The sequence below is a fragment of the Streptomyces sp. GQ60 genome, from assembly GCF_059758875.1.
Genome location: NZ_JCAXEG010000008.1, coordinates 191,873 through 213,524 on the forward strand (window position 1 = coordinate 191,873; position 21,652 = coordinate 213,524).

Genomic DNA, 21,652 nt, shown 5'->3' on the forward strand with positions numbered 1-21,652 from the left:
CCTTCGGGGGCTCCGCCCCCGGACCCCCGCTCCTCAAACGCCGGAGGGGCTGGATTACCGGACGCGGCCGGGGACGGGGACGGGGTGGGGTGTCGTCCGGGACGTAAAACGTGATGTGTTGGCGCGAAACAAGGCCGTACGGGACGCAGCGCGCACAGGGCGCCATAAATCATGAGTCCCGGACGACACCCCACCCCGTCCCCGGCCCCGGCCCCGCAGCCCCCCTACTTCTCCGTGACACCCGCCGAGTCGAACGTAGCCACCTCGTGCATGGCCCGCGCAGCGCTCTGCACCAGCGGCAGCGCCAGCAGCGCACCCGTGCCCTCGCCGAGGCGGAGGTCCAGGTCGACCAGCGGGCGCAGGCCGAGCTTGTTCAGGGCGGCCACATGGCCCGGCTCCGCGCTGCGGTGTCCCGCGATGCAGGCGGACAGCGACTCCGGAGCGATGGCCCGGGCCACCAGCGCGGCCGCGCCGGCGCTGACGCCGTCCAGGATCACCGGGGTCCGCAGCGAGGCTCCACCGAGGAGGAGGCCCACGATCGCCGCGTGCTCCAGGCCGCCGATCGCCGCCAGGACCCCGATCGGATCCGCCGGGTCCGGCTGGTGGAGTTCCAGGGCGCGGCGTACGACCTCGACCTTGCGGGCGTGCGTCTCGTCGTTGATGCCCGTACCCCGGCCGGTGACCTCGCCCGGGTCCACGCCGGTGAAGACGGAGATCAGCGCCGCCGACACGGTGGTGTTGGCGATCCCCATCTCTCCCGTGAGGAGCGCCTTGTTCCCCGCCGCGACCAGGTCGCGGGCCGTCTCGATGCCCACCTCGATGGCCGCGACGGCCTCCTCGCGGGTCATCGCCGGCCCGACCGACAGGTCGGCCGTGCCCGGGCGGACCTTGCGCGGCAGCAGGCCCGGCGTGGCCGGGAGGTCGCCGGCGACACCCACGTCGATCACGCAGACCTCGGCGCCCACCTGGTTGGCGAACGCGTTGCACACCGCGCCGCCGCCCAGGAAGTTGGCCACCATCTGCATGGTGACCTCCTGGGGCCAGGGGGTGACGCCCTGGGCGTGCACGCCGTGGTCCCCCGCGAAGATCGCCACCGCGGCGGGCTCCGGGATCGGCGGCGGGCAGACCCGCGACAGGCCGGAGAGCTGGGCGGAGATGATTTCGAGCATGCCCAGGGCCCCGGCGGGCTTGGTCATGCGCTTCTGCCGCTCCCACGCCTCGCCGAGCGCCTTCGCGTCGAGCGGGCGGATGCTGGCGACCGTCTCGGAGAGCAGGTCGTGCGGCTCCTCGCCGGGCAGCGCGCGGCGCCCGTACGTCTCCTCGTGCACGACCCACGCCAGCGGCCGGCGCTGGGACCAGCCCGCCTGCGCGAGCTCGGGCTGGTCGGGGAACTCGTCCACGTACCCGACGCACAGGTACGCGACGACCTCCAGGTGCTCCGGGAGGCCGAGCGCGCGGACCATCTCGCGCTCGTCGAAGAAGCTGACCCAGCCGACCCCGAGGCCCTCGGCGCGCGCGGCGAGCCAGAGGTTCTCCACGGCGAGGGCCGAGGAGTAGGGGGCCATCTGCGGCTGGGTGTGCCGGCCCAGGGTGTGGCGGCCGCCGCGGGTCGGGTCGGCGGTGACCACGATGTTCACCGGGGTGTCGAGGATGGCCTCGATCTTGAGTTCCTTGAACTGCTTGGCGCGGCCCTTGGGCAGCGACTTCGCGTAGGCCTCGCGCTGGCGCTCGGCGAGCTCGTGCATGGTCCGGCGGGTCTCGGCGGACTTGATGACGACGAAGTCCCAGGGCTGGGAGTGGCCGACGCTGGGCGCGGTGTGGGCCGCTTCCAGGACGCGCAGCAGCACCTCGTGCGGGATGGGGTCCCGGCGGAAGCCCTTGCGGATGTCACGGCGCTCGCGCATGACGCGCAGGACGGCCTCGCGCTCGGCGTCGGCGTACCCGGGGGCCGCCTCGGTGACGGGGGCCTCGGGCTCGGCTTCCGGCTCGGGCAGCGGCTCGGTGCCGGCCTCGGGGGCCTGTCCGGCCTCCAGCGGCACCTCGGCCTGCGCGACGGCGACCGGCTCGGGCTCGGGGACGACCGCGGCGGCGGGCTCGGGCGGCGGCTGCGGCGCCTCGGCCTGCACCACCGTTTCGCCGGGCTGCGGCTCGGGCTGCTGCGCCGCGACCGGCTCGCGCTCCGGCTCGACGGCGGCCGCGGCCTCGACCGCTGCTTCGACGTCGGCTTCGGGAACCGCGACGGGCTCGGGTGCCGGTACGACGGCGGCCTGGGGCTCCGCGAAGACGACGGGCTCGGCGACGGGCTCCGGCGCGGGCTCCACGAGGACCGGCTCGGCCACGGCGACGGGCACCGGCTCCGCCACGGGCACGGACTCGGACTCGGGCTCCGGCACGAGGACCGGCTCGGGCTGGGCGAAGGCGACGGGCGGCGCGACGGGCGGCGCGACGGGCTCCGCGATCGGCTCGGCGGCGGGCTCCGCCGCGGTCTCCGCGACGGGTTCCGCCGGGGCTTCCGGAGCCGGCTCCACGGTCCACGGCGTCCCGGCCTGCACCGGGATCTCGACCGGCTGCTGCGCCGGGCCCGGCACGTGCTCGGCCTCGGCCTGCGTGAAGTCCAGGTACTCGGGCCCCGCGGTCGGCGGCCCGGACTGGCGCACCGGGACGGGCGTCGCCGGGGTGCTCAGATCCGGGGTGTTCGGGGCCGGGGCGACGGCCTCGGAGACGAAGGCGGCGGAGGGAACGGAGGCGACCGGGACGGGACCGGGCTCGGCCGGCGACGACGGGGCCGCTTCCTGAGCCGGGGCCTGCGCGGGAGCCGGCGTAGCGGCCGGGCCCCGGTCGGCGAGGGACCGTACGACTCCGCCGGTGGCCTCGGGCACGGGCGGGCCCATGTGCAGCGGCCGGCGCACCGGGGCCGCCGCGACGGGGGCCGCCGCCGACTGGGGCTGGGACATGGGCTGCGGGGCCACGAGGCCGCCGAGGTCCAGCGCACCGGAATCCCGGCCGCCGGCCTCGTGCACACCGGCGCCGTACGAGGCGTCGGCGAAGGAGGCGTCGGCGAAGGACGGCTGCCCGGCGAAGGACTGCCCGTCGAAGGGCTGCTGCGGGTACCCGGCGGGCTCGTAGCCGAGCGGTGCGCCGGGGACAGGGAGCTGGCCCGGGTGGGGCTGCTGGTACTCCGGGGTCGCCGCGAAATCGGCGTAGGGCGCGTCCGCGTACGGGGCGTCCGCGTAGGCGGAGGGCTCGGGGAAGTCGGGGAAGGCGGGCACCGGCGGGACGACCTGTGGGTCGCTCCACGCGCCCTGGCTGCTCGGCATCAGCAGCAGTTCCTCGTCCTCCGGCTCGGCCGGGTTGTCCACGAGGTCCTGGAAGGCGTAGTTCCCGGTCGCCGGGGAGGACAGGGGAACCGGGGCGGGGACGCCCTGCTGATCCACCATGCCCGTGCTGTCCGGGAGACCCTCGCCCGGAACCTGGCCGGTGTCAGTCATGCGTACCCCTCGCCCATCGGTGTTGCCTCTTCGACTGCCCGGTCGCCCACGAGGCCTCACGTCCGCCCGCACGACAACCAGTAAGTATTGTCCTGCCCGTTCGCCACCGTGTCGGCCATAACCGCCACGGTCCTCTGTGGACTGCGCCACGTCGCGCGTCCAGCCGGAGCCGCGTGCCCGCGTCGTCCGGGCGGTGCGACGATCGGCCAGCCTACCCCGGGCTCGCGGCTAGGGACGGTCCGGGCGGTTAACGGGGCGTTCGGCGGCCAGCAGGAACACCACGGAGCGCTGTTGTTCGGTCCAGGTACGGGTGTCCAGGCCGACGGACTGGAGCAGCGCGCACTCGACGGAGTACCCGCCCTCGGTCAGGACCCGGCCGATGGCCTCCGCCTCGTCGCGCGTGGAGGCGTGGCTGACGATCCGTTCGGGACGGCGGTCGGCCACCGCTGCGACGACCGCGGCTCCCCCGCCGCCGACGCGGACGACGTCGGGTTCGGGCAGGGACTCCAGTACGTGCGGGGCGCGGCCGTTGACGACCTGGAGCTGCACACCCCGGGCGCGGGCGGCGGCGGTTGTGCGTTCGCAAGCGTGCCGGTCGGCGTCGACGGCGATGACGGCGGCGCCGAGGGCGGCGGCGTCCGCGGCGAGGGCTCCGGAGCCGGAGCCGATGTCCCAGACGAGGTCCCCGGTGCGCGGGCCGAGCCGGGCGAGCTGGGCCGCGCGAAGCTGCGTGGACTCCCCTTCTCCCACGTCGATCTGCGGGCGGGCCCAGCCCCGTCCGGCGGCGGGGGTCGCGCTCCGCCCCAGCAGCCAGGGCTGTTCGGCGGCGACCGTGGCCGGACCCGTGCCGCCGATGACGATGACCACGTTGGGGTCGCGCCAGCTGTGGTCGGCGGCCTTGTCGGAGGTGAGGACCGTGACCTGTTCCTTGTCGGTGCCGAGTTCCTCGCAGATGACGAAGGTGCGGTGGACGCCTTCGAGCAGCAGGGCGAGTTCGGCGGGGCCGGCGCCGGGCGAGGTGATGACGGCGACCTTGGAGTGGGCGCGGCAGACGTTCACGGCACGGCGCAGGGTGCGGCTGTGGGCGACGACGACCTGGGCGTCGTCCCAGGGCATCCCGGCGCGGGCGAAGGCGGCGGCGACGGCGGAGACGGCCGGTACGACCTCTACCTCCAGGCCGTGTTCCGGGGCGCGCAGGGCGCGTACGACGCCGAAGAAGCCGGGGTCCCCGTCGGCGAGGACGACGGCGGTGCCGCGGTGGCCGGCGATCCGGCGGGCGGCGATGGACAGGCTGCCCAGGCGCACGCGTTCGGCGGTGGGCGGGACTTCGGGGAGGGCGAGGTGGTGTGCCGCGCCGGCCACCAGGGTGGCGGCGGAGAGCGCGGACCGGGCTGCCGCGGTCAGGGGGGAGCCGTCCCAGCCGATCACCGTGACCCGGTCGGCCATCGTCGTCAGTCTCCTGATGTGGGAGGGGGCCCTTCCCGGCGGTGGCCGGAGCAGGGCGAAGCTTCGTCGAGGGGGCGGGCTTGGTGAGACTACCCGGTCATCGGGTCAGTTCCGGTCCGAGAAGACGGCGTAGCCGTGCGCGTCGTTCGCGCGGGCGGGCTGGATCCGGTAGCCGTCGCGTGCGTCGGCGCGGGGCTCCGCGTAGCGCACGGAGTAGCCGTCCTCGTAGCCGTCCGAGTAGTCGGAGTATTCGGAGTATCCGTCGGCGTCCTCGTCGAGGTCCTCCGGGACCAGGCCCCAGACGATGAGGTCGCTGCGGGTGTCTGCCCAGGAGCCGTCGGGGTTCTGGGTGCGCACTATGCAGGCGTTGCGCAGGACGCCTTCACTGATGCAACCGGTCTTCTGAGCCACCTGCTGGGAGGCCGTGTTGTCGGCGGCGGTGCGCAGTTCGAGGCGTTCGAAGGCCTGGTCGGTGAAGAGCCAGCGGGCCACGGCGCGGACGGACTCGCTGGCGTAGCCCTCGCCCCGGGCCCAGGGGGCGGTGACGTAGCCGATCTCGGTGGTGCGGGCCCGCCAGTCGGTGTCCTGCAGGTGGACGACGCCGACCAGCCGCTGGGTGAGGAACTCGGTGACGGCGAAGACGATGCCGCGGCCCTCGGTGCGCTCGGTGTGGGCGGTCCTCGTGGCCCAGGTGACCGCGTCCGCGTAGGTGTAGGGGTGCGGGACGGAGGTCCAGGCGGTGACGTGTTCGTCGTTCATCATCTCGGCGAGCGCGGTGACGTCTTCTTCCTCGAAGGGGCGCAGCACCAGCCGGTCCGTGCTGATGGTGACGTCCGGGAAGGTGGTAGTCATGCGCAGCTCCAAGCCTGGGACCGTGGTGCGACCGTGGTGCGAGGCGACCGCGGCGCCGGTTCCGTGTCTGCGGACCGCGGCCGCGGGTCGTAGGCCACAGCATGCAGCATCGGCCTGGTGATGTGCAGGGCCGGGCTGCCCGGAAGCGGGCAGTGCCGGGCCCCGTACACCGGTGGGGCGTACGGGGCCGGTCGGGGCGGCCGGATCGGGCCGGCCCGTGTCACTGACCGGATCAGGCGACGGGCTTGCCGAAGGCCGGGATGACCGAGCCGTTGTACTTCTCGTCGATGAACTTCTTGACCTCGTCGGAGTTCAGCAGCTTCGCGAGCTTCTGGATCCGCGGGTCGTCCTGGTTGCCGTTCTTGACCGCCAGGATGTTGGCGTACGGGTTGCCCTCGGCCTTCTCCAGGACGAGCGCGTCCTTGGCCGGGACGAGGTCGGCCTCGATGGCGTAGTTGCCGTTGATGACGGCGGCGTCGACGTCGTTCAGGGCGCGCGGGACCGTGGCGGCCTCCAGCTCCTTGAACTCCAGGCCCTTCTTGTCGGTGATGTCGGACAGCTTGGCGCCGGTGCCGACACCCTCCTTGAGGGTGATGAGGTTGTTCGCGGCGAGGAGCTGGAGCGCGCGGCCCTCGTTGGTGGGGTCGTTGGGGACGGCGATGGTCTGGCCGGCCTTGATGTCCGTGAGGGCCTTGTTCTTCTTGGAGTACAGGCCCAGGGGCTCCAGGTGCACGTTCACGACGGGCACGATGTCGGTGCCGTTCTTCTTGTTGAAGTCGTCGAGGTACGGGACGTGCTGGAAGTAGTTGGCGTCGACACCGCCCTGCTGGGTGGCGGTGTTCGGCAGGACGTAGTCCGTGAACTCCGTGACCTTGAGGGTGAGGCCTTCCTTGGCCGCCAGGTTGTCCTGCACGAACTTCAGGATGTCCGCGTGCGGGCTCGGGGACGCCGCGATGTTGAGGGGCTTGCTCTCGTCGACCTTGCCGCCGTCCGCCTTGGTGGAGGACGGGTCCGAGGAGCTGCCGCAGGCGCTCAGGGAGAGGGTGAGCGCGGCGGCGGTGGCGGCGAGGGCGGTGAGCTTGATGTTCTTGCGCACGAAGAGTGCCTTTCTTGCGTCCTGCTGTATGGATGACGGCCCAAGCACGACAAGTGCGGGCTTTCGTGGGAAAAAGTTGGTGATGATACGGCTCGGGCCGGCCCGGTTCAGGCTGTCCGACCGCGCCGCGCGAGGAGGCGTACCACGCCGTCGCCGATGAGCTGGATCACCGTGACGAGCACGATCAGCACCACGACGGTCGCGAGCATGAAGCCGGTCTCGAAACGCTGGAAGCCGTACGTGACGGCCTTGGAGCCGAGGCCTTCGCCGCCGACCGCGCCGGCCATGGCGGAGTAGCCGATCAGGGTGATCACGGTGGTGGTGACGGCCGCGATCAGCGAGGGCAGGGCCTGCGGCAGGAGCACCTTGCCGACCAGGGTCGGGATGCCGCCGCCCATGGATTCGACGGCTTCGATCAGGCCGTGGTCCACCTCGCGCACGGCGGTCTCGACGAGCCGCGCGAAGAAGGGGATGGCGCCGATGGCGAGCGGAACGATCATGGCGGTGGGACCGATGAAGGTGCCGACGATCGCCGTGGTGACCGGGATCAGGAAGATCAACAAGATGATGAAGGGCAGCGAGCGGCCCATGTTCACCACCACACCGAGGATTTTGTTGACCGCCCGGTTCTGGAGCAGGCCGCCCTTGTCGGTGAGGACGAGGAGGATGCCGACGGGCAGTCCGCCGAGGACGGTCACCAGGGCGGACCACAACACCATGTAGAGGGTGTCGAAGGTGCCCTGCGTGAGCAGCGGCTGCATTTCGGACCAGGTCACTTCGCACCGTCCTTGACCAGCTCGGCCAGTTCGCCGTCGACGTCGGCCTCGACGTCCGTGTCCACTTCCACGACGTCCACCTGCAGGCCCTGCTCGCGCAGGAAGCCGACGGGGACGACGTTGTCCTCGTAGCGGCCGGGCAGCTCGATGCGCATGCGGCCGATCTGCCGGCCGGCGACGGTGTCCATCGCGGCGCCGAGGATCGATATGTCGATGTTGTAGGTGCGCGCCAGTTGGGAGATGACCGGCTGGGTCGCGGTCTCGCCGTGGAAGGTGACGTCGATGACCGTCTGCTCCGCGGTGGTCGCGGAGCCGGTCAGCGGGAACAGTTCGCGGGCGAGCTCGGAGCCGGGGGTGGCCAGCAGCTCGGTGACGGTGCCGGCCTCGACGATCCGGCCCTGCCGCATGAGGGCGGCCGAGTCGCAGACGGACTTGACCACGTCCATCTCGTGCGTGATGAGCAGGACGGTCAGGCCCAGTTGGCGGTTGAGGTCGCGCAGCAGCTGGAGGATCTGCCGGGTGGTCTCGGGGTCCAGGGCGCTGGTGGCCTCGTCGGAGAGCAGCACCTTGGGGTCGCCGGCCAGGGCGCGGGCGATGCCGACGCGCTGCTTCTGGCCGCCGGAGAGCTGACCGGGGTAGGCCGCGGCCTTGTCGGCGAGGCCGACGAGGTCGAGCAGTTCGGCGGACTTGCGGGAGCGCTCGCGTCCGGAGACCCCGAGGATCTCCAGGGGCAGCTCGATGTTGCCCTGCACGGTGCGCGAGGACAGCAGGTTGAAGTGCTGGAAGACCATGCCGATGCGGCTGCGGGCCTCGCGGAGCTCCTTGCCGGCGCGGCGGCCGCGGCCGGCGAGGGCGGTGAGGTCGACCCCGTCGACGGACACGGTGCCGGTGGTGGGACGCTCCAGCAGGTTCACGCAGCGGATCAGGGAGGACTTTCCGGCGCCGCTCTGGCCGATGACTCCGTAGACCTCGCCCTGGCGGACGTGCAGGTCGACGCCGTCCAGGGCGGTGACCTCGCGGCCACGGGACTGGTAGACCTTCGTGAGGCCCGATGTGGTGATCACAGGATTTCCGTCGCTGTCGAGTGCGCGGCGCAGCGGGTGCCGGGCACGGGGCAAACATCTGGGACGCGATACGGGTCGAACCATCGGAAATCGACGGCTTCGGCGCATGCGCGGGGCAGGAGCGGTCCGGGTTCACACGGGGGTGCCTGGAGCGGCTCGGCCGGTCTCGCTTCGGGGCGTGAGACCTGGGGCAGGGGCCCTCAGAAGGCGCGCATTCGACACATACAACGAGCACCGGGCGTCATCGTCGCCTCGGTCGCAAGGGTGCGGCTGCTCGTCGTGGTCATGGGTCACAGTAAACCAGACGTTCCCCGTGACCGATCAAAGATGTCCGAATAGCGGACGGATTTCGGCCGCATACCGGACAGCACCGGTCAGGTCCGATCGTCCGTCTCGATCGTCACCCCATCGGCTCCGACCAGCACGGACACGGCCGAGAGGTCTCGTACGACCACGTCCGCGTCGAGTTCGGCGGCCGGGTGCGTTGTGGTCAAGGCCACGGTGGTCATCCCGGCGGCGCGGCCCGCGGCCAGGCCGGCGGGGGCGTCCTCGAAGACCGCGCAGCGGGCCGGGTCCACGCCGAGCCGGGCGGCTGCGAGCAGGAAGGGCTCCGGGTCGGGCTTGCCGCGGGTGATGTCGTCGGCGGCCACCATCTCCGGGCCCCCCTCGTCCCAGGCGGCGATGCCGACCTCACGCAGCCGTGCCTCGGCCAGAGAGCGGGTCGCGGACGTGACCACGGCCCAGCGGCCGGCGGGGAGGGCCGAGAGCAGCTCCTTGGTGCCGGGGAGCAGGACCACGCCGCCCGCCACGTCCTCGGTCTCCAGCGCCTCGATCCGGGCGAGGGCGCCGGCCCGTACGGCCGCGGGCAGCAGGTCGGCGACGATCTCCGCGGCCGGGCGGCCGTGGAGTTCCACCGCGGCGAAGGCCTCCTCGGTGATCCCGTACTCCCGGGCCCAACTGGTCCAGCAGCGGTGCACCGACTCCATCGAGGAGATGAGCGTGCCGTCGTTGTCGAACAGCAGCGCGTCGAATTGCGGGCCGAGCTTCCCGTGCAGCAGCTTCATGCCTTCAAGGAAAGCTCCGGGGCAGGGGTGAGCGCATCGGGTCTTTCGGCCCGTAATACCCTCGCTGCATGCTCGACGCCCTGACGGTCGCCATCGGCGTGGCCGCACTCGCTCTCGCCGCCTGGTGCGGTTTCGCCGCCTGGCGGGACCAGCCGACCAAGGACTGGCACTTCATCGGCATGGCCGTGGTGACCGTTCTGGTCCTGGCGCAGCTGGTGGTCGGCCTGGTCCAGCTCGCCCGGGGCGAGGAGCCCGGGCAGGGCACGGTGCTCTTCCTCGCCTATCTGGTGGGCGCCTTCGCGACCATCCCGGCCGCGGGGCTGCTTTCGCTGAGCGAGCGGACCAAATGGGGTTCGGTGACCGTGGCCGCGGGAGCGGTCGTCCTCGCCGTGCTCGAAGTACGGCTCTACGACATCTGGGGAAACAGCGGTGCCTGATACCGAAACGGACGCCACGGCCACCGCCACCCCGCCCGGCGGGCGCAGGCGCCTGGTCACCGGGCCGGGGGTGCTGCTGGTCTGGTTCTACGGGGTGATCACCGTCGGCGCGGTCTCGCGCTCGATCTACCAGATCTCCACCGAGTTCGACCGGGCCCCGCTCGCGTACTCGCTGTCGGCCGCGGCCGCGCTGGTCTACGCCTTCATCACGTACTCGCTGGTGCGCGGCGGGGAAACGGCCCGCAAGGCGGCGCGGATCTGCTGCGCCGCCGAGCTGACCGGCGTACTCGTCGTGGGCACCTGGACCCTGGCGCGGCCCGACGCCTTCCCCGACGCGACCGTGTGGTCGGACTTCGGGATGGGCTACCTGTTCATCCCGGTGATCCTGCCGATCACCGGGATGCTCTGGCTCCGCGCTAAGCGCTGACCGCGAAGTCGGTGGCCTCCTTGGCCTCTTTCTCCAGGATCACCAGGCGGACGCCGTCGGACGCGGTGCGTCCGCCGACCTGGGTGTAGCCGGCCTTGCGGTAGAGGCGCAGGTTCGACTCGCTCTTGTGGCCGGTGAACAGCCGGAATCGGGTGGTCCCGTCGTGGCCGGACAGGGCCGCCTCGACCGCGCCCAGCAGCCGGGCGCCGAGGCCGTGGCCCTGGAGCCGGGGGTGCACGCAGAGCTTGGCGATCTTGCCGGTGCCCTCTTCGTCGACGGTGCCGCGCACGGCTCCGACGATCTCCTCGCCGAGCCGGGCCACCAGCACGGTGTCCGACGCCAGCTCGGCCTTGAGGGAGTCCAGGGACTGGGTGAGCGGCTGGATGCGGTAGTTGCCGTACAGCTCGGCCTCGCTCTGGAACGCCAGATACTGCAGCTTGATGATCTGCTCGGCATCCTCGGCGGTTGCCGCCGAAATCGTCACGCTCATGCCCATGTGCGCATGCCTCCCGCTCACCTGGTGGCCTTTGGTCTACCGCTCCATTCCCCGCAGGACGGGAGCCGCAACCTCTACGGCCAGCATTCTGCGCAGACATCCCAGGCAACGGGAACGGACGGGCCCCAAACTTCCTTGTGAGATACCCAACTCTCCTGCGATTTCACGGTAGGTGAGGTCCCTGGGCGAAAGAAGTGCCTTCATGAGCTCCGGACACCTTCCGGGCAATCGGGCGACCGCCGATCGGAGGGCGCGGTTCTCCTCCCCGTGCAGGAGGGCGTCTTCCGGTTCCACGCCCGTACTGGTACGGGTCCCCGCGCCCGACGCGCCCTCCGCCGAGTGCTGGCGGTGGCCGTACGGGACTTCGTGCCGGGCCCGGCGGCGCGCCCGGCGGGCCTCCCCGCGCACCGCCCGGCGCAGCCAGTCGGCGGGTTCGGCGGGGATGCGGCGGTGCTCCAGCAGCCTGACCCAGACGGCTTGTTCCAGGTCGGCGGCGTCCACCCCGGTGCCCGCGGTCTCGGCGGCCGCTTCGGCCGAGAGCAGCGGGCGGAGCGTTTCGAACAGGTCGGGGAGATCAGCCTTCAGCAGGTCCATGCCGGGCGGGACGCCAAGGCCGTGCCGGGCGGTTTCCCCGCCGGGCACGGCCCACTCGTACGAGAAGCTCCGGCCGGGCGTTGACGGTCCGCCGGTGACGGTCCGCCGGTGACGCCCGGCCCTTGGCGGCCGGCGCCTTTGACGCCTAGCCCTCGGCTCCGCGGCCCGGGCGGAAGGCCTCCGCCGCGAGCAGCCCGGTGTCGGGGTGGTCGGTGAAGATGCCGTCGATGCCCTGTGCGAAGTAGGTCTGGAAGGCGCCGAAGGCATCGCCGTAGGCCGTCGGGTCGGTTCCCTTGCGGTAGTCGGCCGGCAGGAAGTTGTTCTCGTTCCGCGCGGTATAGGGGTGCAGGATCAGCCCCCGCGCGTGGGCGTCCGCGACCAGGGTGGTCGGGGCGCCGAGCTTGCCGGCGGCATCGCGCGGCAGGATCAGGTCCATGGTCGGCCCGATGCCCTGGGCGAAGCCCGCGATCCACCGCAGCCCCTCGGGCTTGACCAGATCGGCGACCGTGCGGGGATCCTTGGCCAGCTCGAAGTCCCACGGGCGGGTGCTCGCCGCCGAAAGGAGCACCACGCGCGGGGCCGAGACCAGCCGGGAGAGCCGCTGGATGCTGGAGGGCTCGAAGGACTGCAGGAAGAGCGGGGCGTCCCGGCCGTCGCGCCCGTGGCGGCGAAGCAGCTTGGCGAGGGGCTCTTCGAGACCGAGGCCCAGGCCGCGGAAGTAGCTGGGGTGCTTGGTCTCCACGTGCAGCCACACGCGCTTCCCGCGCCGGCGGCCCTCGCGGTCGGCCCAGCGGAGCACCTCTTCGAAGGTGGGGACGTCCCAGCGGCCGTCGTAGAGCGTGTTGCGCTGCCGGAGGGCGGGGATGCGTTCCTTCGCGCGCAGGGTCTTCAGCTCGGCGAGGGTGAAGTCCTCGGTGAACCAGCCCGTGACCGCGACCCCGTCGATCGTCTTGGTCGTCTTCCGGGACGCGAACCCGGGGTGGTCGGCGACGTCGGTCGTGCCGCCGATCTCGTTCTCGTGGCGGCACACCAGGTGGCCGTCCTTGGTGGGCACGAGGTCCTGTTCGACGACGTCGGCGCCGAGGTCGAGCGCGAGCTGGTAGGCCCCGAGCGTGTGCTCGGGCCGGTAGCCGCTGGCTCCACGGTGCCCGATGACCGTCGGCACCGGCAGGTCCCGGTAGCCGCCGCGGCCGCCTCCCGCGCCTCCCCCGTGGCCGCTCTCCGCCGCCGCGGCCGGGCCGCCGCCCGCCACGAGTCCGCCGAAGGCTCCGCCCGCCGCGACGACGGCCGCGCCCAGTACCGCGCGCCGCGCTGCCCCACCCTGTGTCATGAATGCCACTCCCCATTGGACAAGGGCCGGGCGTCCCGGGATCTCCGGGGCCCGCGGCCCGAATCCGCGTGCCGATGGTAGGCAAGCCTCCATGGCGGGCGGGGGTGCGCGGGCGGAACATGGCGGAAACGTGCGTCAACACTGCGTATCCACCTCGTGAACCCGATGTGCGATCAGAGCGGACCCGCGAGTATCGTCCTCACCTGCACTACCGCCGCGTGCGGTGGGTGCGAGAACCTTGCTTTTCGATGCCGGAGGGCCCCACGTTGTTCCGTACGCGCCTGATCAAAGCCACTGTCGGACCCGTCATGCGCCTGATGTTCCGCACCCGCGTCGAGGGCCTCGAGAACATTCCGGGCACCGGGCCGGTGATCCTCGCGGGCAACCACCTCACCTTCATCGACTCGATGATCCTTCCGCTGGTGTGCGACCGTACGGTCCACTTCATCGGCAAGGACGAGTACGTGACCGGCAAGGGCCTCAAGGGCCGGGCCATGGCCTGGTTCTTCACCGGCGGCGGCATGATCCCCGTCGACCGCGACGGGGCCAACGGGGGCGTCGCCGCCCTGATGACCGGCCGCCGGATCCTCGAAGAGGGCAAGATCTTCGGCATCTACCCCGAGGGCACCCGCTCCCCCGACGGCCGCCTCTACCGCGGCCGCACCGGCATCGCCCGCCTGACCCTGATGACCGGCGCGCCCGTCGTCCCCTTCGCGATGATCGGCACCGACAAGATCCAGCCCGGCGGCGCGGGCATGCCGCGCCCCGGCCGGGTCACCGTCCGGTTCGGCGAGGCGATGGAGTTCTCCCGGTACGAGGGCATGGACCGCGACCGCTACGTGCTGCGCGCCGTCACCGACTCGGTGATGGCCGAGGTCATGCGGCTCTCCGGCCAGGAGTACGTGGACATGTACGCGACCAAGGCGAAGGCCGCGTAGCCCTCCTCACTGCCGTTGCAGTGACCGGCTGACGCCCGCCGCGGTCGTCGTGGCGAGGACCCAGCCGGTCACGATCAGCAGGTACGACAGCCACTGGTACCAGCCGTCCGGTGCGTAGGCCGCCTCCTGGCCGAAGCTGATGATCGGCACCATCAGGTCGAGCGTGTAGAAGACCGGGTTGAATTCCGGCGCCTCCCCCGCCTTCAGCTCCCGGGGCGGGTGGAGGACGTACGCGACGGTTCCCGTGATCAGCAGCGCCAGCAGCCAGCCCGCGGCGCGCAGCGGCCGGAATCCGTAGCCCACGGTGGCGTCCTGGAGCAGCCCCCAGAACCTGGCGACCCGGGGCAGGGTGCGGCGGTGGCGGCGCAGCTTGGCGAGCAGGACGGTCCGCGCCGCCGCCTCGTCGCCCGCCGTCCGGTAGGACGTGGCGAGCTGCTCGTAGGCGTGCGGGAGGTAGCCCGACTCCTCGCGCTCCAGGACGGGCAGTCTCTGCTCGGCGGGAACGTGCGGGCTGAGGGCGCGGTAGGTGAGTCCGGCGACGCGGACCTGCGGCGGCCAGGTCTCGGGCGTGATGTGGAGCAGGTCGAACTGGGAGCGGCGCAGGTTCACGCCGCCCTGGACGGTCGGGCAGTTGCGCAGCCACACCTCGCCGGCGACGCAGCTGGAGGCGCGCAGCGCGACACCGCCGGGGTTGATGAGGCGGGCGTAGGCGAGGTTGAGCTGGCCCGGTATCCGGGAGCCGGTGAGGTTGACCCGGCCGCGGGCCTCCAGCCGCATGGCGCGCAGGTCCGTTCCGACGTTGAGGATCTCGGCGTGCAGGGCGGTCCCACCGGGGGCGAGGAGCCGGGCGTCGTCGAAGTTGATCTGGCCGCCGACGGTGGCGCCGTTGATGCGGGTCTGGCCGTGGACGGTGAGCTCCATGGCGATGACGTCGGTTCCGATGTCGGCGTGGTTGAACTGGAGCGCCGCCTCCTGGCCCTCCTCGGCCGGGCCGGCCGTGCCGATGACCGCCTTCCGCAGGAAGAGCCCGCCTGCTATCCGGGCGCCGGCGAGGCGTACGGGCCCGGTGATGCGGCAGCAGGACAGCTTGAGCGCGATGTCGACGCTGACGGTGGAGGCGGTCAGGCCGGGCAGGGCCGAGTCGCTCAGCGACACGATTCGCAACCGGGCCCCGTACAGGAGGGGTTTGCGTTCGAACCAGCAGGCCCGCAGCCGGATCGCGTGCTCGATGTCCGCGTACTTGAGGTTGAGCTTGCCGGTGATCCGGGCGCCCCGGACGTTCAGCCCGGGCACCTGCCCGTCGAGCGGGGCCGCGCCGCGCAGCAGCAGGAACGCGAGGAACTCGGCGCGTACGGTCCGCTCCGGTCCCCACGAGGCGCCGTCAGTGGCCTCCTCGCCCCGGTCCTCCCGGAAATCGACGCCTTCCCCACCGGGGAAGGCGTCCCATACGCGGCGCTCCGCCGGGGTCAGGTCGTTGATCTCCATCGCCGGGATGGTGTCCCGCGGGTCGACGGACTGTCAACTCCGCACGGAGCACCACCCTCTGGCGCGGCGTCAGTGCTCGATGCCGTCCTGGAGCTCCTGGCCCCGGAGCAGGAACCAGGCGGCCACCGCCGTGGCGAGCAGGACGGCAGCGCCCACGCCCGAGGCCAGCCGCAACCCGTCCACGAACGCCTCCTGGGCGGCGCCGACCATCTGCTGGGCGGTCTGCGGGTCCAGCGACCTGGCCGCTTCGACGGCGCCGCCGAGCGATTCGTGGGCGGCGTCGGCGACGGGGCCGGTGACGGAGGCCGGGGCGGTGAAGTCCTGGTAGACGCCGGTGACGACCGAGCCGAGCAGGGCGATGCCGAGGGCGGCACCCAGTTCGTAGGCGGTCTCGGAGACGGCCGAGGCGGAACCGGCCTGTTCCTTGGGGACGCTGGAGAGGATCACGTCGGCGGTGACGGTGAAGGAGAATCCTGCGCCGAGGCCGACGACGAGCAGGGCCGCGCCGAGCAGCGGGTAGCCGGTCTCCTTGTGGATCACGGTCAGTGCGGCCAGCGCGATGCCGATGGCGGCGAGGCCTCCCGTCACGATGACCCGTACCCCGTACTTGCGGGCGTACGTGCCGGCGACCAGGCCGGTGACCACCGCGCCGATGGCGGCGGGCAGTTCGGCGAGGCCCGCTTCGAGCGGCTCGCGGCCCTGGACGAGCTGGAGGAACTGGGAGAGGAAGAAGACCAGTCCGGACAGGCCGAAGACGGTGAGCAGGTCGGCGAGGACCGCGCCGGAGAACCCGCGGTGCTTGAAGAGCCGCATGTCGAGGAGCGGGGCCGGCAGCGTGAACTGGCGGCGTACGAAGGTGTAGAGCGCGCCCGCTCCGATGCCGGCGGCCGCCCACACCTCCCAGCTCGTGCCGTGGGTGGCGACCTGCTTGACGGCGTAGACCACGCCGATGATGCCGACGAGGGAGAGGCCGACGCTGAACAGGTCCCAGGGGCCGGCGACCGGGTTCTTGGACTCGGGCAGCAGCTTGATGCCGACGACGACCAGGACGATCATCACGGGGACGTTGATGAGGAAGACCGAGCCCCACCAGAAGTGCTGGAGCAGGGCCCCGCCGACCACCGGGCCGACGGCCGCGCCGGCCGAGGCGGTGGCGCCCCAGATGCCGATGGCGAGGCTGCGCTCCTTGGGGTCGTGGAAGATGTTGCGGATCAGGGCGAGGGTGGAGGGCATCAGGGTCGCGCCGGCCACGCCGAGCAGGGCCCGGGAGATGATCATCATCTCGGGGCTGGTGGCGTAGGCGTTGAGGACCGAGACGGCTCCGAAGGCGGTCGCGCCGACGAGGAGGAGCTTCTTGCGGCCGATCCGGTCGCCGAGGGAGCCCATGGAGACGAGCAGGCCGGCGATGACGAAGGAGTAGATGTCGCCGATCCACAGGAGCTGGGTGCCCGAGGGCTTCAGGTCCTCGCTGAGGGCGGGCGTGGCGAGACCGAGCACGGTGGCGTCGACGGCGACCAGCAGGACGGCCAGGACGAGCACGGAGAGCGCGAGCCAGCGCCCGGGGCTCCGGCCCTGGGCCCCCTTGGTCCGGGTCAGCTGTTCGGTACCGCTCATTTCTCCACGCTCCGTCGTGCGCCACCGAGCAGCAGCTCGATGATCATGTACTGAAAGTCCTTGGCCGCGACCCGGCCGTCCATGACGGCCCAGGCGCAGGTGCCGATGAGCCCGTAGAGGGCCTCGGTGAGCCAGGCGGGGCTCAGGTCGATCCGGATGTCGCCCTCGTGCTGGCCGCGCCGGAAGAGTTCGCCGACGCGCGCGTCGAGGCGGGCCCATCCCTCGTTGACCTGGTCTCCCTCGAAGAGCTGGTTCTCGGTGACGAGGAAGGCCAGCAGCTCGGCGTTGGGCTCCGCCTCGGCAACGAGCCTGCGGAGCGCGTCGATCGCCGTGCCCTCGCCGAGGCGGGCGTTGTCGAAGGCCACCTCGAACTCCCGGATCCCGAGCTCTTCGAGCGCCCGTACGAGGGCGTCGCGCCCGGCGAAGTGCCGGTGGAGGGTCGCACGGCCGATGCCGGCGGCCCTCGCGACCTCGTCCATCGTGGCGGTCGATTTGCGGGAGAGCAGAGCGGCGGCGGCGCGGAGCACCTGATCACGATCCATGGCCATGAGACAAGCATAACCCGAATGAGACGTTGACGTCTCATTCTTCGTCTCATTCGACGATAAATGCGCTGCCGCATGGGCGGCCCGAAGGGGATCCTGCCGAAATGAAGCCTACGAAGCCCCTGCTCCTGATCGATGTCGACGGTCCGCTGAACCCGTACGCGGCCAAGCCGCAGAGGCGCCCACCGGGGTACGCCACCCACCGGATGCGCCCGACGGGCTGGACGGCGGCGGAGAGCTCGAAGCCCCTGCGGGTCTGGCTGAATCCGGACCACGGGACCGAGCTGCTCGCGCTCACCGACTCCTACGAACCCGTCTGGGCCACGACGTGGAAGGACGAGGCCAACGACTGGATAGGCCCCCAACTGGGCCTGCCGCGACTCCCGTTCATCGACTGGCCCGCAATGCACGGCCGGGCGCCGCTCGGCACCTTCTGGAAGACGCAGTACGTCCTGGAGTACGCGGGAAGCAGGCCCTTCGCGTGGATCGACGACGACATCACGGCCATGGACCACGCGTACGTCGACCAGCGACACCCGGCACGGGCGCTCCTGATGCGGATCGACGAGCACACCGGCCTCCTCCCCGCGGACTTCGAGGCGCTGGCCCGGTGGGCCGCGTAGGGCGGACCCGCATTTTTGAACATGATTGTCATTATGTTAGCGTCCGGGTCACCACCGCACCTCATCTCCCGCTTGGGGACCCCCGTTGCACCTGCCCGAAAGTTCCCTCATATTCCGCCGCGGAGCCCTGTCCGCGATCGCCTTCGGCACCTCCTCCCTCGTGCTCACCGGCTGCTTCGTGGACGGCGGCTCGAGCGCCGGCGGCTCCGACGGCTCCGGTGACGGCCGGATCCGCGTCGCGATGATGACGCCGCCGCGCTCCGGGCTGTCGCCCCTCTCGGACGACGCCTTCAAGCTGTCGCGCTGGTCCACCGCCGAAACGCTGGTCAAGCTCGATGCGGACGGCAATGCCCGGCCCGCGCTCGCCACCGCGTGGAAGCAGGCCGGGACGACGTGGACCTTCACGGTCCGCGAGGGCGTGACCTTCCACGACGGGACCGGCCTCACCGCCGAGTCGGTCGTGAAGTCGCTGAGCGCCGCCGCGAGCGCCAAGCCGAAGCCCCGCATCCTCGACGGCGTGGACCTCTCCGTGGAGGCCGTCGACGCGCACACCGTCGCCGTCACCACCGCCGCCGAGGACCCCTTGGTCCCGCAGCGCCTCAGCTCGCCGCAGCTGTCGATCCTGGCCGCCAAGGCGTACCAGGGCAAGACGGTGAACCCGGTCGGCACCGGCACCGGTCCGTTCGAGCTCGTCAAGGCGGGCGGCACCGCCACCGCCACGCTCAACCGCTACGACGGCCACTGGGGCGGCAAGGCCAAGGCCGCCGGCATCGACGTGAAGTACGTGCCCGACGGGACCGCCCGGGCGGCCGCGCTGCGCAGCGGCGAGGCCGACATCGTCGAGGCGGTACCCGTCTCGCAGGCCAAGCTGCTCGACCAGAAGCTGATCACGCAGGTGCCGATGCCGCGTACGAACACCCTGTACCTCAACACCGCGAGCGGCCCCTTCAAGGACGCGGGACTTCGCGCGGCGGCCCGCGGGGCCGTCGACGCCGGTCAGATCGTGGGGAGCGTCTACGAGGGACGGGCCGACGTCGCCCAGGGCCTCCTCGGGCCGGCCCTGCCGTGGGCGTCGAAGCTGCGCCGGCCCGTTCAGCGCGTACCGGCCGGCGACCCGGGCGGTACCGAGATCACGATCGGCACGTTCACCGACCGGGCCGAACTGCCCGAGGTCGCCCAGATCCTCCAGCAGCAGCTCCAGGCCGTCGGGTTCAAGGTCAAGCTCGACGTGCGCGAGTACGCCAACATCGAAGCGGACGCCCTGGCCGGGAAGTTCGACGCGTTCGTCCTGTCCCGGGCGACGGTCCTCGATTCCGGTGACGCTGCGGCCTACCTCTACAGCGACTTCGCGAGCGAGGGCTCCTTCAACATCGCCCAGCTCGCCGATCCCGCCGTCGACGCGAAACTGACCGCCGCCTCGCTGGGCGCGGTGGGCGACGCGCGACGCGCGGCGATCATCGCCGCCGAGGCTGCCGTACTGGCCGCGGACGCGGCCGTGCCGATGCTGCACGAGCGGGTCATCCAGGGGGATGCCGCGAACATCAGCGGCGCCGCGCACGACCCGCGCGAGCGCGAACTCGTCACGATCGATACGTACGTCAAGTGAGAGCGGGACTCGCGAGGGCGGCCGCACTGGCCGCCGTGCTGAGCGCCGTCGGGCTGCTGCCCTGGCTGTCCGGCACGGACCCCGCGCTCAGCCTGCTCCGCGCGAGGTCCGCCGAGCAGGAGCCGACGGGGGAGGCGCTCGACGCCATCCGCGCGGACCTCGGGCTCGACGCGGGACCGCTCGGCCTGCTCGGCCGGTGGGCGGCCGGGCTGGTACAGGGGGATCTGGGGACGTCCTGGGTGTCCGGCACGGACGTCCTGCCTTCGGTGACGGCCGGACTGTGGGTGTCGCTGGGGCTGATGGCCACCGCTCTGCTGATCGCGCTGCTGGTGGGGGCGGCGCTGGCCGCTCCCACCCTGATCCGCAAGCGGGGCACTTCGGGGGCGGCGGCCGCGATCGTCGCCGCCCTCCCCGAATTCCTGCTCTCCACGCTCCTGTTGATCGTGGTCGGCGTGTGGCTGGCCTGGCTGCCCACCTCGGGCTGGACCGGTCCCGCGCATCTCGTGCTCCCCGCGCTCGCCCTCGGCATACCGGCGGGCGGCCTCCTCGGCCGGCTCGTCGCCGACGCGCTGCCCGCCGTCATGGAGGAGCGCTGGGTGGAGCTCTGGCGCGGCGCGGGGATCGGACGGGGGCGGATCGCGGCCGCCGCGCTGAGGCGCGTCCTGCCGCCACTGGTCCCGCAGTTCGGGATCGTCGCGGTCGGCCTGACCGGGGGCGCGGTCGCCGTCGAGACGATCTTCGCGATCCCCGGACTCGGGCGGACCGCGCTCGGCGCGGCCAAGGCCCAGGACCTGCCGCTGCTCCAGGGCTCGGTGCTGGCTCTGCTCGCGCTGGGGCTCCTGATGGGGACCCTGTCGTCCGTGCTACGGCGACGCCTGCTCGGTCCCGCCCTGCGCGACGCGGCTCTCACGCTGCCCGCCGCCCATCCCGTGCGCGTCCCCACGGCCGTGCCGGTCGCCCTGGCCGCGATCCTCGTCGCGGTCATCGGCTGGGGCCTGCTGCGGGACCCGTACGCCATCGATACCGCCGCCCGGCTCGCCTCGCCGTCTCCGGGGCACCCGCTCGGCACCGACGCGCTGGGCCGCGACGTGCTGGGCCGACTGGGTCACGGTGCCGCCTCCACGGTCGGCACGGCCGCCGCCGTCTGCCTGCTCAGCTACCTGGTCGGCCTCGCCCTGGGGTTCCTGCCGAACCTCGCCGCCGGGCTGTCCGACATCGCCAATGCCCTGCCCCCGGTGATCGCCGGCATTCTGGTGGCCGCCGCGACCGGGCCGGGCACCGGTGGCGCGGCACTCGCCGTGGCGCTGATCTTCTGGCCTCCACTGGCCGCCCACGCTGCCGCGCTCGCCCAGGAGGTACGGGCCTCCGGCTTCCTGCCGGCGCAGCGCGCGATCGGCGCCGGCCCGGTCTGGATCCTGACCCGGCACGTACTGCCTTCCGTGGCGGGGCCGGTGGCCCGCCACGCGGTCCTGCGCCTGCCCGCCATCGCACTCGCCCTGGCCTCGCTCGGCTTCCTCGGGCTCGGCGCTCAGCCCCCGTCTCCCGAATGGGGCCTGCTGCTCGACGAGTCCGCCGACTACGTCGAGAGGGCACCGGTCGCAGCGCTGGCCCCCGCTGTCGCCCTCGGCCTGCTCGCCGCCCTCGCCGTGTCCCTGTCGGCGCGCGGGGACGGCCGCGCCGCCGGCCCCGTACAGAAGCGAAAGAAGGTTTCCCCCGTTGGGATCTGACCTGTTGGGATCTGAGCCGCTGGGACCCGAACCGCTGGGATCTG

General features: G+C 72.2%; 19 protein-coding genes. 6 read left to right on the forward strand and 13 right to left on the reverse strand.

The window, feature by feature from the left end; translation table 11 throughout:
- Nucleotides 1-224: 224 nt before the first annotated feature.
- From cobT to AC6CKD_RS21735, 7 genes are all read right to left on the reverse strand, one after another.
- Nucleotides 225-3,488, reverse strand: a complete 3,264-nt coding sequence (gene cobT / locus AC6CKD_RS21705) for a nicotinate-nucleotide--dimethylbenzimidazole phosphoribosyltransferase (protein WP_498329110.1) — start codon at nt 3,486-3,488, stop codon at nt 225-227.
- A 228-nt stretch (nt 3,489-3,716) separates the two neighbouring features.
- Entirely contained in the window at nt 3,717-4,934 is a 1,218-nt protein-coding gene (gene cbiE, locus AC6CKD_RS21710; protein WP_498329112.1) for a precorrin-6y C5,15-methyltransferase (decarboxylating) subunit CbiE, read from the reverse strand.
- A 105-nt stretch (nt 4,935-5,039) separates the two neighbouring features.
- Nucleotides 5,040-5,786, reverse strand: a complete 747-nt coding sequence (locus tag AC6CKD_RS21715; protein WP_498329113.1) for a GNAT family N-acetyltransferase — start codon at nt 5,784-5,786, stop codon at nt 5,040-5,042.
- Between the two features lie 232 nt (nt 5,787-6,018).
- Nucleotides 6,019-6,882 (reverse strand): MetQ/NlpA family ABC transporter substrate-binding protein, encoded by an 864-nt coding sequence (locus AC6CKD_RS21720; protein WP_498329115.1) that lies wholly within the window; start codon nt 6,880-6,882, stop codon nt 6,019-6,021.
- A 107-nt stretch (nt 6,883-6,989) separates the two neighbouring features.
- Complete coding sequence (locus AC6CKD_RS21725; protein ID WP_498329117.1) at nt 6,990-7,658, reverse strand: methionine ABC transporter permease; 669 nt, start codon at nt 7,656-7,658, stop codon at nt 6,990-6,992.
- Nucleotides 7,655-8,722 (reverse strand): methionine ABC transporter ATP-binding protein, encoded by a 1,068-nt coding sequence (locus AC6CKD_RS21730; RefSeq protein ID WP_498329118.1) that lies wholly within the window; start codon nt 8,720-8,722, stop codon nt 7,655-7,657. The genes AC6CKD_RS21725 and AC6CKD_RS21730 overlap by 4 nt, the downstream gene beginning before the upstream one ends.
- Nucleotides 8,723-9,096: 374 nt before the next feature.
- On the reverse strand, nt 9,097-9,786 hold the full coding sequence (locus tag AC6CKD_RS21735) for an HAD-IA family hydrolase (protein WP_498329120.1): 690 nt from the start codon (nt 9,784-9,786) through the stop codon (nt 9,097-9,099).
- A 68-nt stretch (nt 9,787-9,854) separates the two neighbouring features.
- Here AC6CKD_RS21735 and AC6CKD_RS21740 point away from each other — a divergent pair, with 68 nt between their 5' ends.
- Both AC6CKD_RS21740 and AC6CKD_RS21745 read left to right on the forward strand, forming a co-directional pair.
- Nucleotides 9,855-10,223 (forward strand): hypothetical protein, encoded by a 369-nt coding sequence (locus tag AC6CKD_RS21740; protein WP_498329122.1) that lies wholly within the window; start codon nt 9,855-9,857, stop codon nt 10,221-10,223.
- Entirely contained in the window at nt 10,216-10,650 is a 435-nt protein-coding gene (locus AC6CKD_RS21745) for a hypothetical protein (protein WP_498329123.1), read from the forward strand. The genes AC6CKD_RS21740 and AC6CKD_RS21745 overlap by 8 nt, the downstream gene beginning before the upstream one ends.
- Here AC6CKD_RS21745 and AC6CKD_RS21750 read toward each other — a convergent pair.
- The 3 genes from AC6CKD_RS21750 to AC6CKD_RS21760 form a co-directional block, all read right to left on the reverse strand.
- Nucleotides 10,640-11,146: a GNAT family N-acetyltransferase gene (locus AC6CKD_RS21750; protein ID WP_498329125.1), complete on the reverse strand. Its 507-nt coding sequence runs from the start codon at nt 11,144-11,146 to the stop codon at nt 10,640-10,642. The two genes, AC6CKD_RS21745 and AC6CKD_RS21750, sit on opposite strands and share 11 nt — an antisense overlap.
- A 36-nt stretch (nt 11,147-11,182) precedes the next feature.
- Nucleotides 11,183-11,740, reverse strand: a complete 558-nt coding sequence (locus AC6CKD_RS21755) for a sigma-70 family RNA polymerase sigma factor (RefSeq protein ID WP_498329127.1) — start codon at nt 11,738-11,740, stop codon at nt 11,183-11,185.
- Between the two features lie 145 nt (nt 11,741-11,885).
- A complete protein-coding gene (locus AC6CKD_RS21760; RefSeq protein ID WP_498329129.1) occupies nt 11,886-13,070 on the reverse strand; it encodes a glycerophosphodiester phosphodiesterase in 1,185 nt (394 codons plus the stop codon).
- Nucleotides 13,071-13,378: 308 nt separating this feature from the next.
- Here AC6CKD_RS21760 and AC6CKD_RS21765 point away from each other — a divergent pair, with 308 nt between their 5' ends.
- Complete coding sequence (locus AC6CKD_RS21765; RefSeq protein WP_498329131.1) at nt 13,379-14,008, forward strand: lysophospholipid acyltransferase family protein; 630 nt, start codon at nt 13,379-13,381, stop codon at nt 14,006-14,008.
- Between the two features lie 6 nt (nt 14,009-14,014).
- On the opposite strand, the gene AC6CKD_RS21770 is transcribed toward AC6CKD_RS21765, so the two are convergent.
- The 3 genes from AC6CKD_RS21770 to AC6CKD_RS21780 all read right to left on the reverse strand — a co-directional run bounded on the left by AC6CKD_RS21770 (nt 14,015) and on the right by AC6CKD_RS21780 (nt 17,655).
- On the reverse strand, nt 14,015-15,493 hold the full coding sequence (locus AC6CKD_RS21770; RefSeq protein WP_498329133.1) for a membrane-associated oxidoreductase: 1,479 nt from the start codon (nt 15,491-15,493) through the stop codon (nt 14,015-14,017).
- 69 nt (nt 15,494-15,562) lie between these two features.
- Complete coding sequence (locus tag AC6CKD_RS21775; RefSeq protein ID WP_498329134.1) at nt 15,563-17,107, reverse strand: MFS transporter; 1,545 nt, start codon at nt 17,105-17,107, stop codon at nt 15,563-15,565.
- Complete coding sequence (locus tag AC6CKD_RS21780; protein WP_498329136.1) at nt 17,104-17,655, reverse strand: TetR/AcrR family transcriptional regulator; 552 nt, start codon at nt 17,653-17,655, stop codon at nt 17,104-17,106. Before AC6CKD_RS21780 ends, AC6CKD_RS21775 begins: the two co-directional genes overlap by 4 nt.
- Nucleotides 17,656-17,756: 101 nt before the next feature.
- Here AC6CKD_RS21780 and AC6CKD_RS21785 point away from each other — a divergent pair, with 101 nt between their 5' ends.
- The 3 genes from AC6CKD_RS21785 to AC6CKD_RS21795 all read left to right on the forward strand — a co-directional run bounded on the left by AC6CKD_RS21785 (nt 17,757) and on the right by AC6CKD_RS21795 (nt 21,608).
- On the forward strand, nt 17,757-18,275 hold the full coding sequence (locus AC6CKD_RS21785) for an HAD domain-containing protein (RefSeq protein ID WP_498329137.1): 519 nt from the start codon (nt 17,757-17,759) through the stop codon (nt 18,273-18,275).
- 109 nt (nt 18,276-18,384) lie between these two features.
- Nucleotides 18,385-19,881 carry an ABC transporter substrate-binding protein gene (locus AC6CKD_RS21790; RefSeq protein ID WP_498329340.1) on the forward strand — a complete coding sequence of 499 codons (1,497 nt, stop codon included), beginning with the start codon at nt 18,385-18,387 and terminating at the stop codon, nt 19,879-19,881.
- Nucleotides 19,878-21,608 (forward strand): ABC transporter permease subunit, encoded by a 1,731-nt coding sequence (locus AC6CKD_RS21795; protein ID WP_498329139.1) that lies wholly within the window; start codon nt 19,878-19,880, stop codon nt 21,606-21,608. Before AC6CKD_RS21790 ends, AC6CKD_RS21795 begins: the two co-directional genes overlap by 4 nt.
- The last annotated feature ends 44 nt before the right edge of the window (nt 21,609-21,652 follow it).

Excerpts from the sequence above, each read along its gene's own strand:
- AC6CKD_RS21775 (WP_498329134.1), bottom strand. The coding sequence starts at position 17,107 with ATGAGCGGTACCGAACAGCTGACCCGGACCAAGGGGGCCCAGGGCCGG.
- AC6CKD_RS21740 (WP_498329122.1), top strand. The coding sequence starts at position 9,855 with ATGCTCGACGCCCTGACGGTCGCCATCGGCGTGGCCGCACTCGCTCTC.
- AC6CKD_RS21770 (WP_498329133.1), bottom strand. The coding sequence starts at position 15,493 with ATGGAGATCAACGACCTGACCCCGGCGGAGCGCCGCGTATGGGACGCC.
- AC6CKD_RS21755 (WP_498329127.1), bottom strand. The coding sequence starts at position 11,740 with ATGGACCTGCTGAAGGCTGATCTCCCCGACCTGTTCGAAACGCTCCGC.
- AC6CKD_RS21760 (WP_498329129.1), bottom strand. The coding sequence starts at position 13,070 with ATGACACAGGGTGGGGCAGCGCGGCGCGCGGTACTGGGCGCGGCCGTC.
- AC6CKD_RS21715 (WP_498329113.1), bottom strand. The coding sequence starts at position 5,786 with ATGACTACCACCTTCCCGGACGTCACCATCAGCACGGACCGGCTGGTG.
- AC6CKD_RS21735 (WP_498329120.1), bottom strand. The coding sequence starts at position 9,786 with ATGAAGCTGCTGCACGGGAAGCTCGGCCCGCAATTCGACGCGCTGCTG.
- AC6CKD_RS21780 (WP_498329136.1), bottom strand. The coding sequence starts at position 17,655 with ATGGCCATGGATCGTGATCAGGTGCTCCGCGCCGCCGCCGCTCTGCTC.
- cbiE (WP_498329112.1), bottom strand. The coding sequence starts at position 4,934 with ATGGCCGACCGGGTCACGGTGATCGGCTGGGACGGCTCCCCCCTGACC.
- cobT (WP_498329110.1), bottom strand. The coding sequence starts at position 3,488 with ATGACTGACACCGGCCAGGTTCCGGGCGAGGGTCTCCCGGACAGCACG.
- AC6CKD_RS21765 (WP_498329131.1), top strand. The coding sequence starts at position 13,379 with ATGCGCCTGATGTTCCGCACCCGCGTCGAGGGCCTCGAGAACATTCCG.
- AC6CKD_RS21750 (WP_498329125.1), bottom strand. The coding sequence starts at position 11,146 with ATGGGCATGAGCGTGACGATTTCGGCGGCAACCGCCGAGGATGCCGAG.
- AC6CKD_RS21785 (WP_498329137.1), top strand. The coding sequence starts at position 17,757 with ATGAAGCCTACGAAGCCCCTGCTCCTGATCGATGTCGACGGTCCGCTG.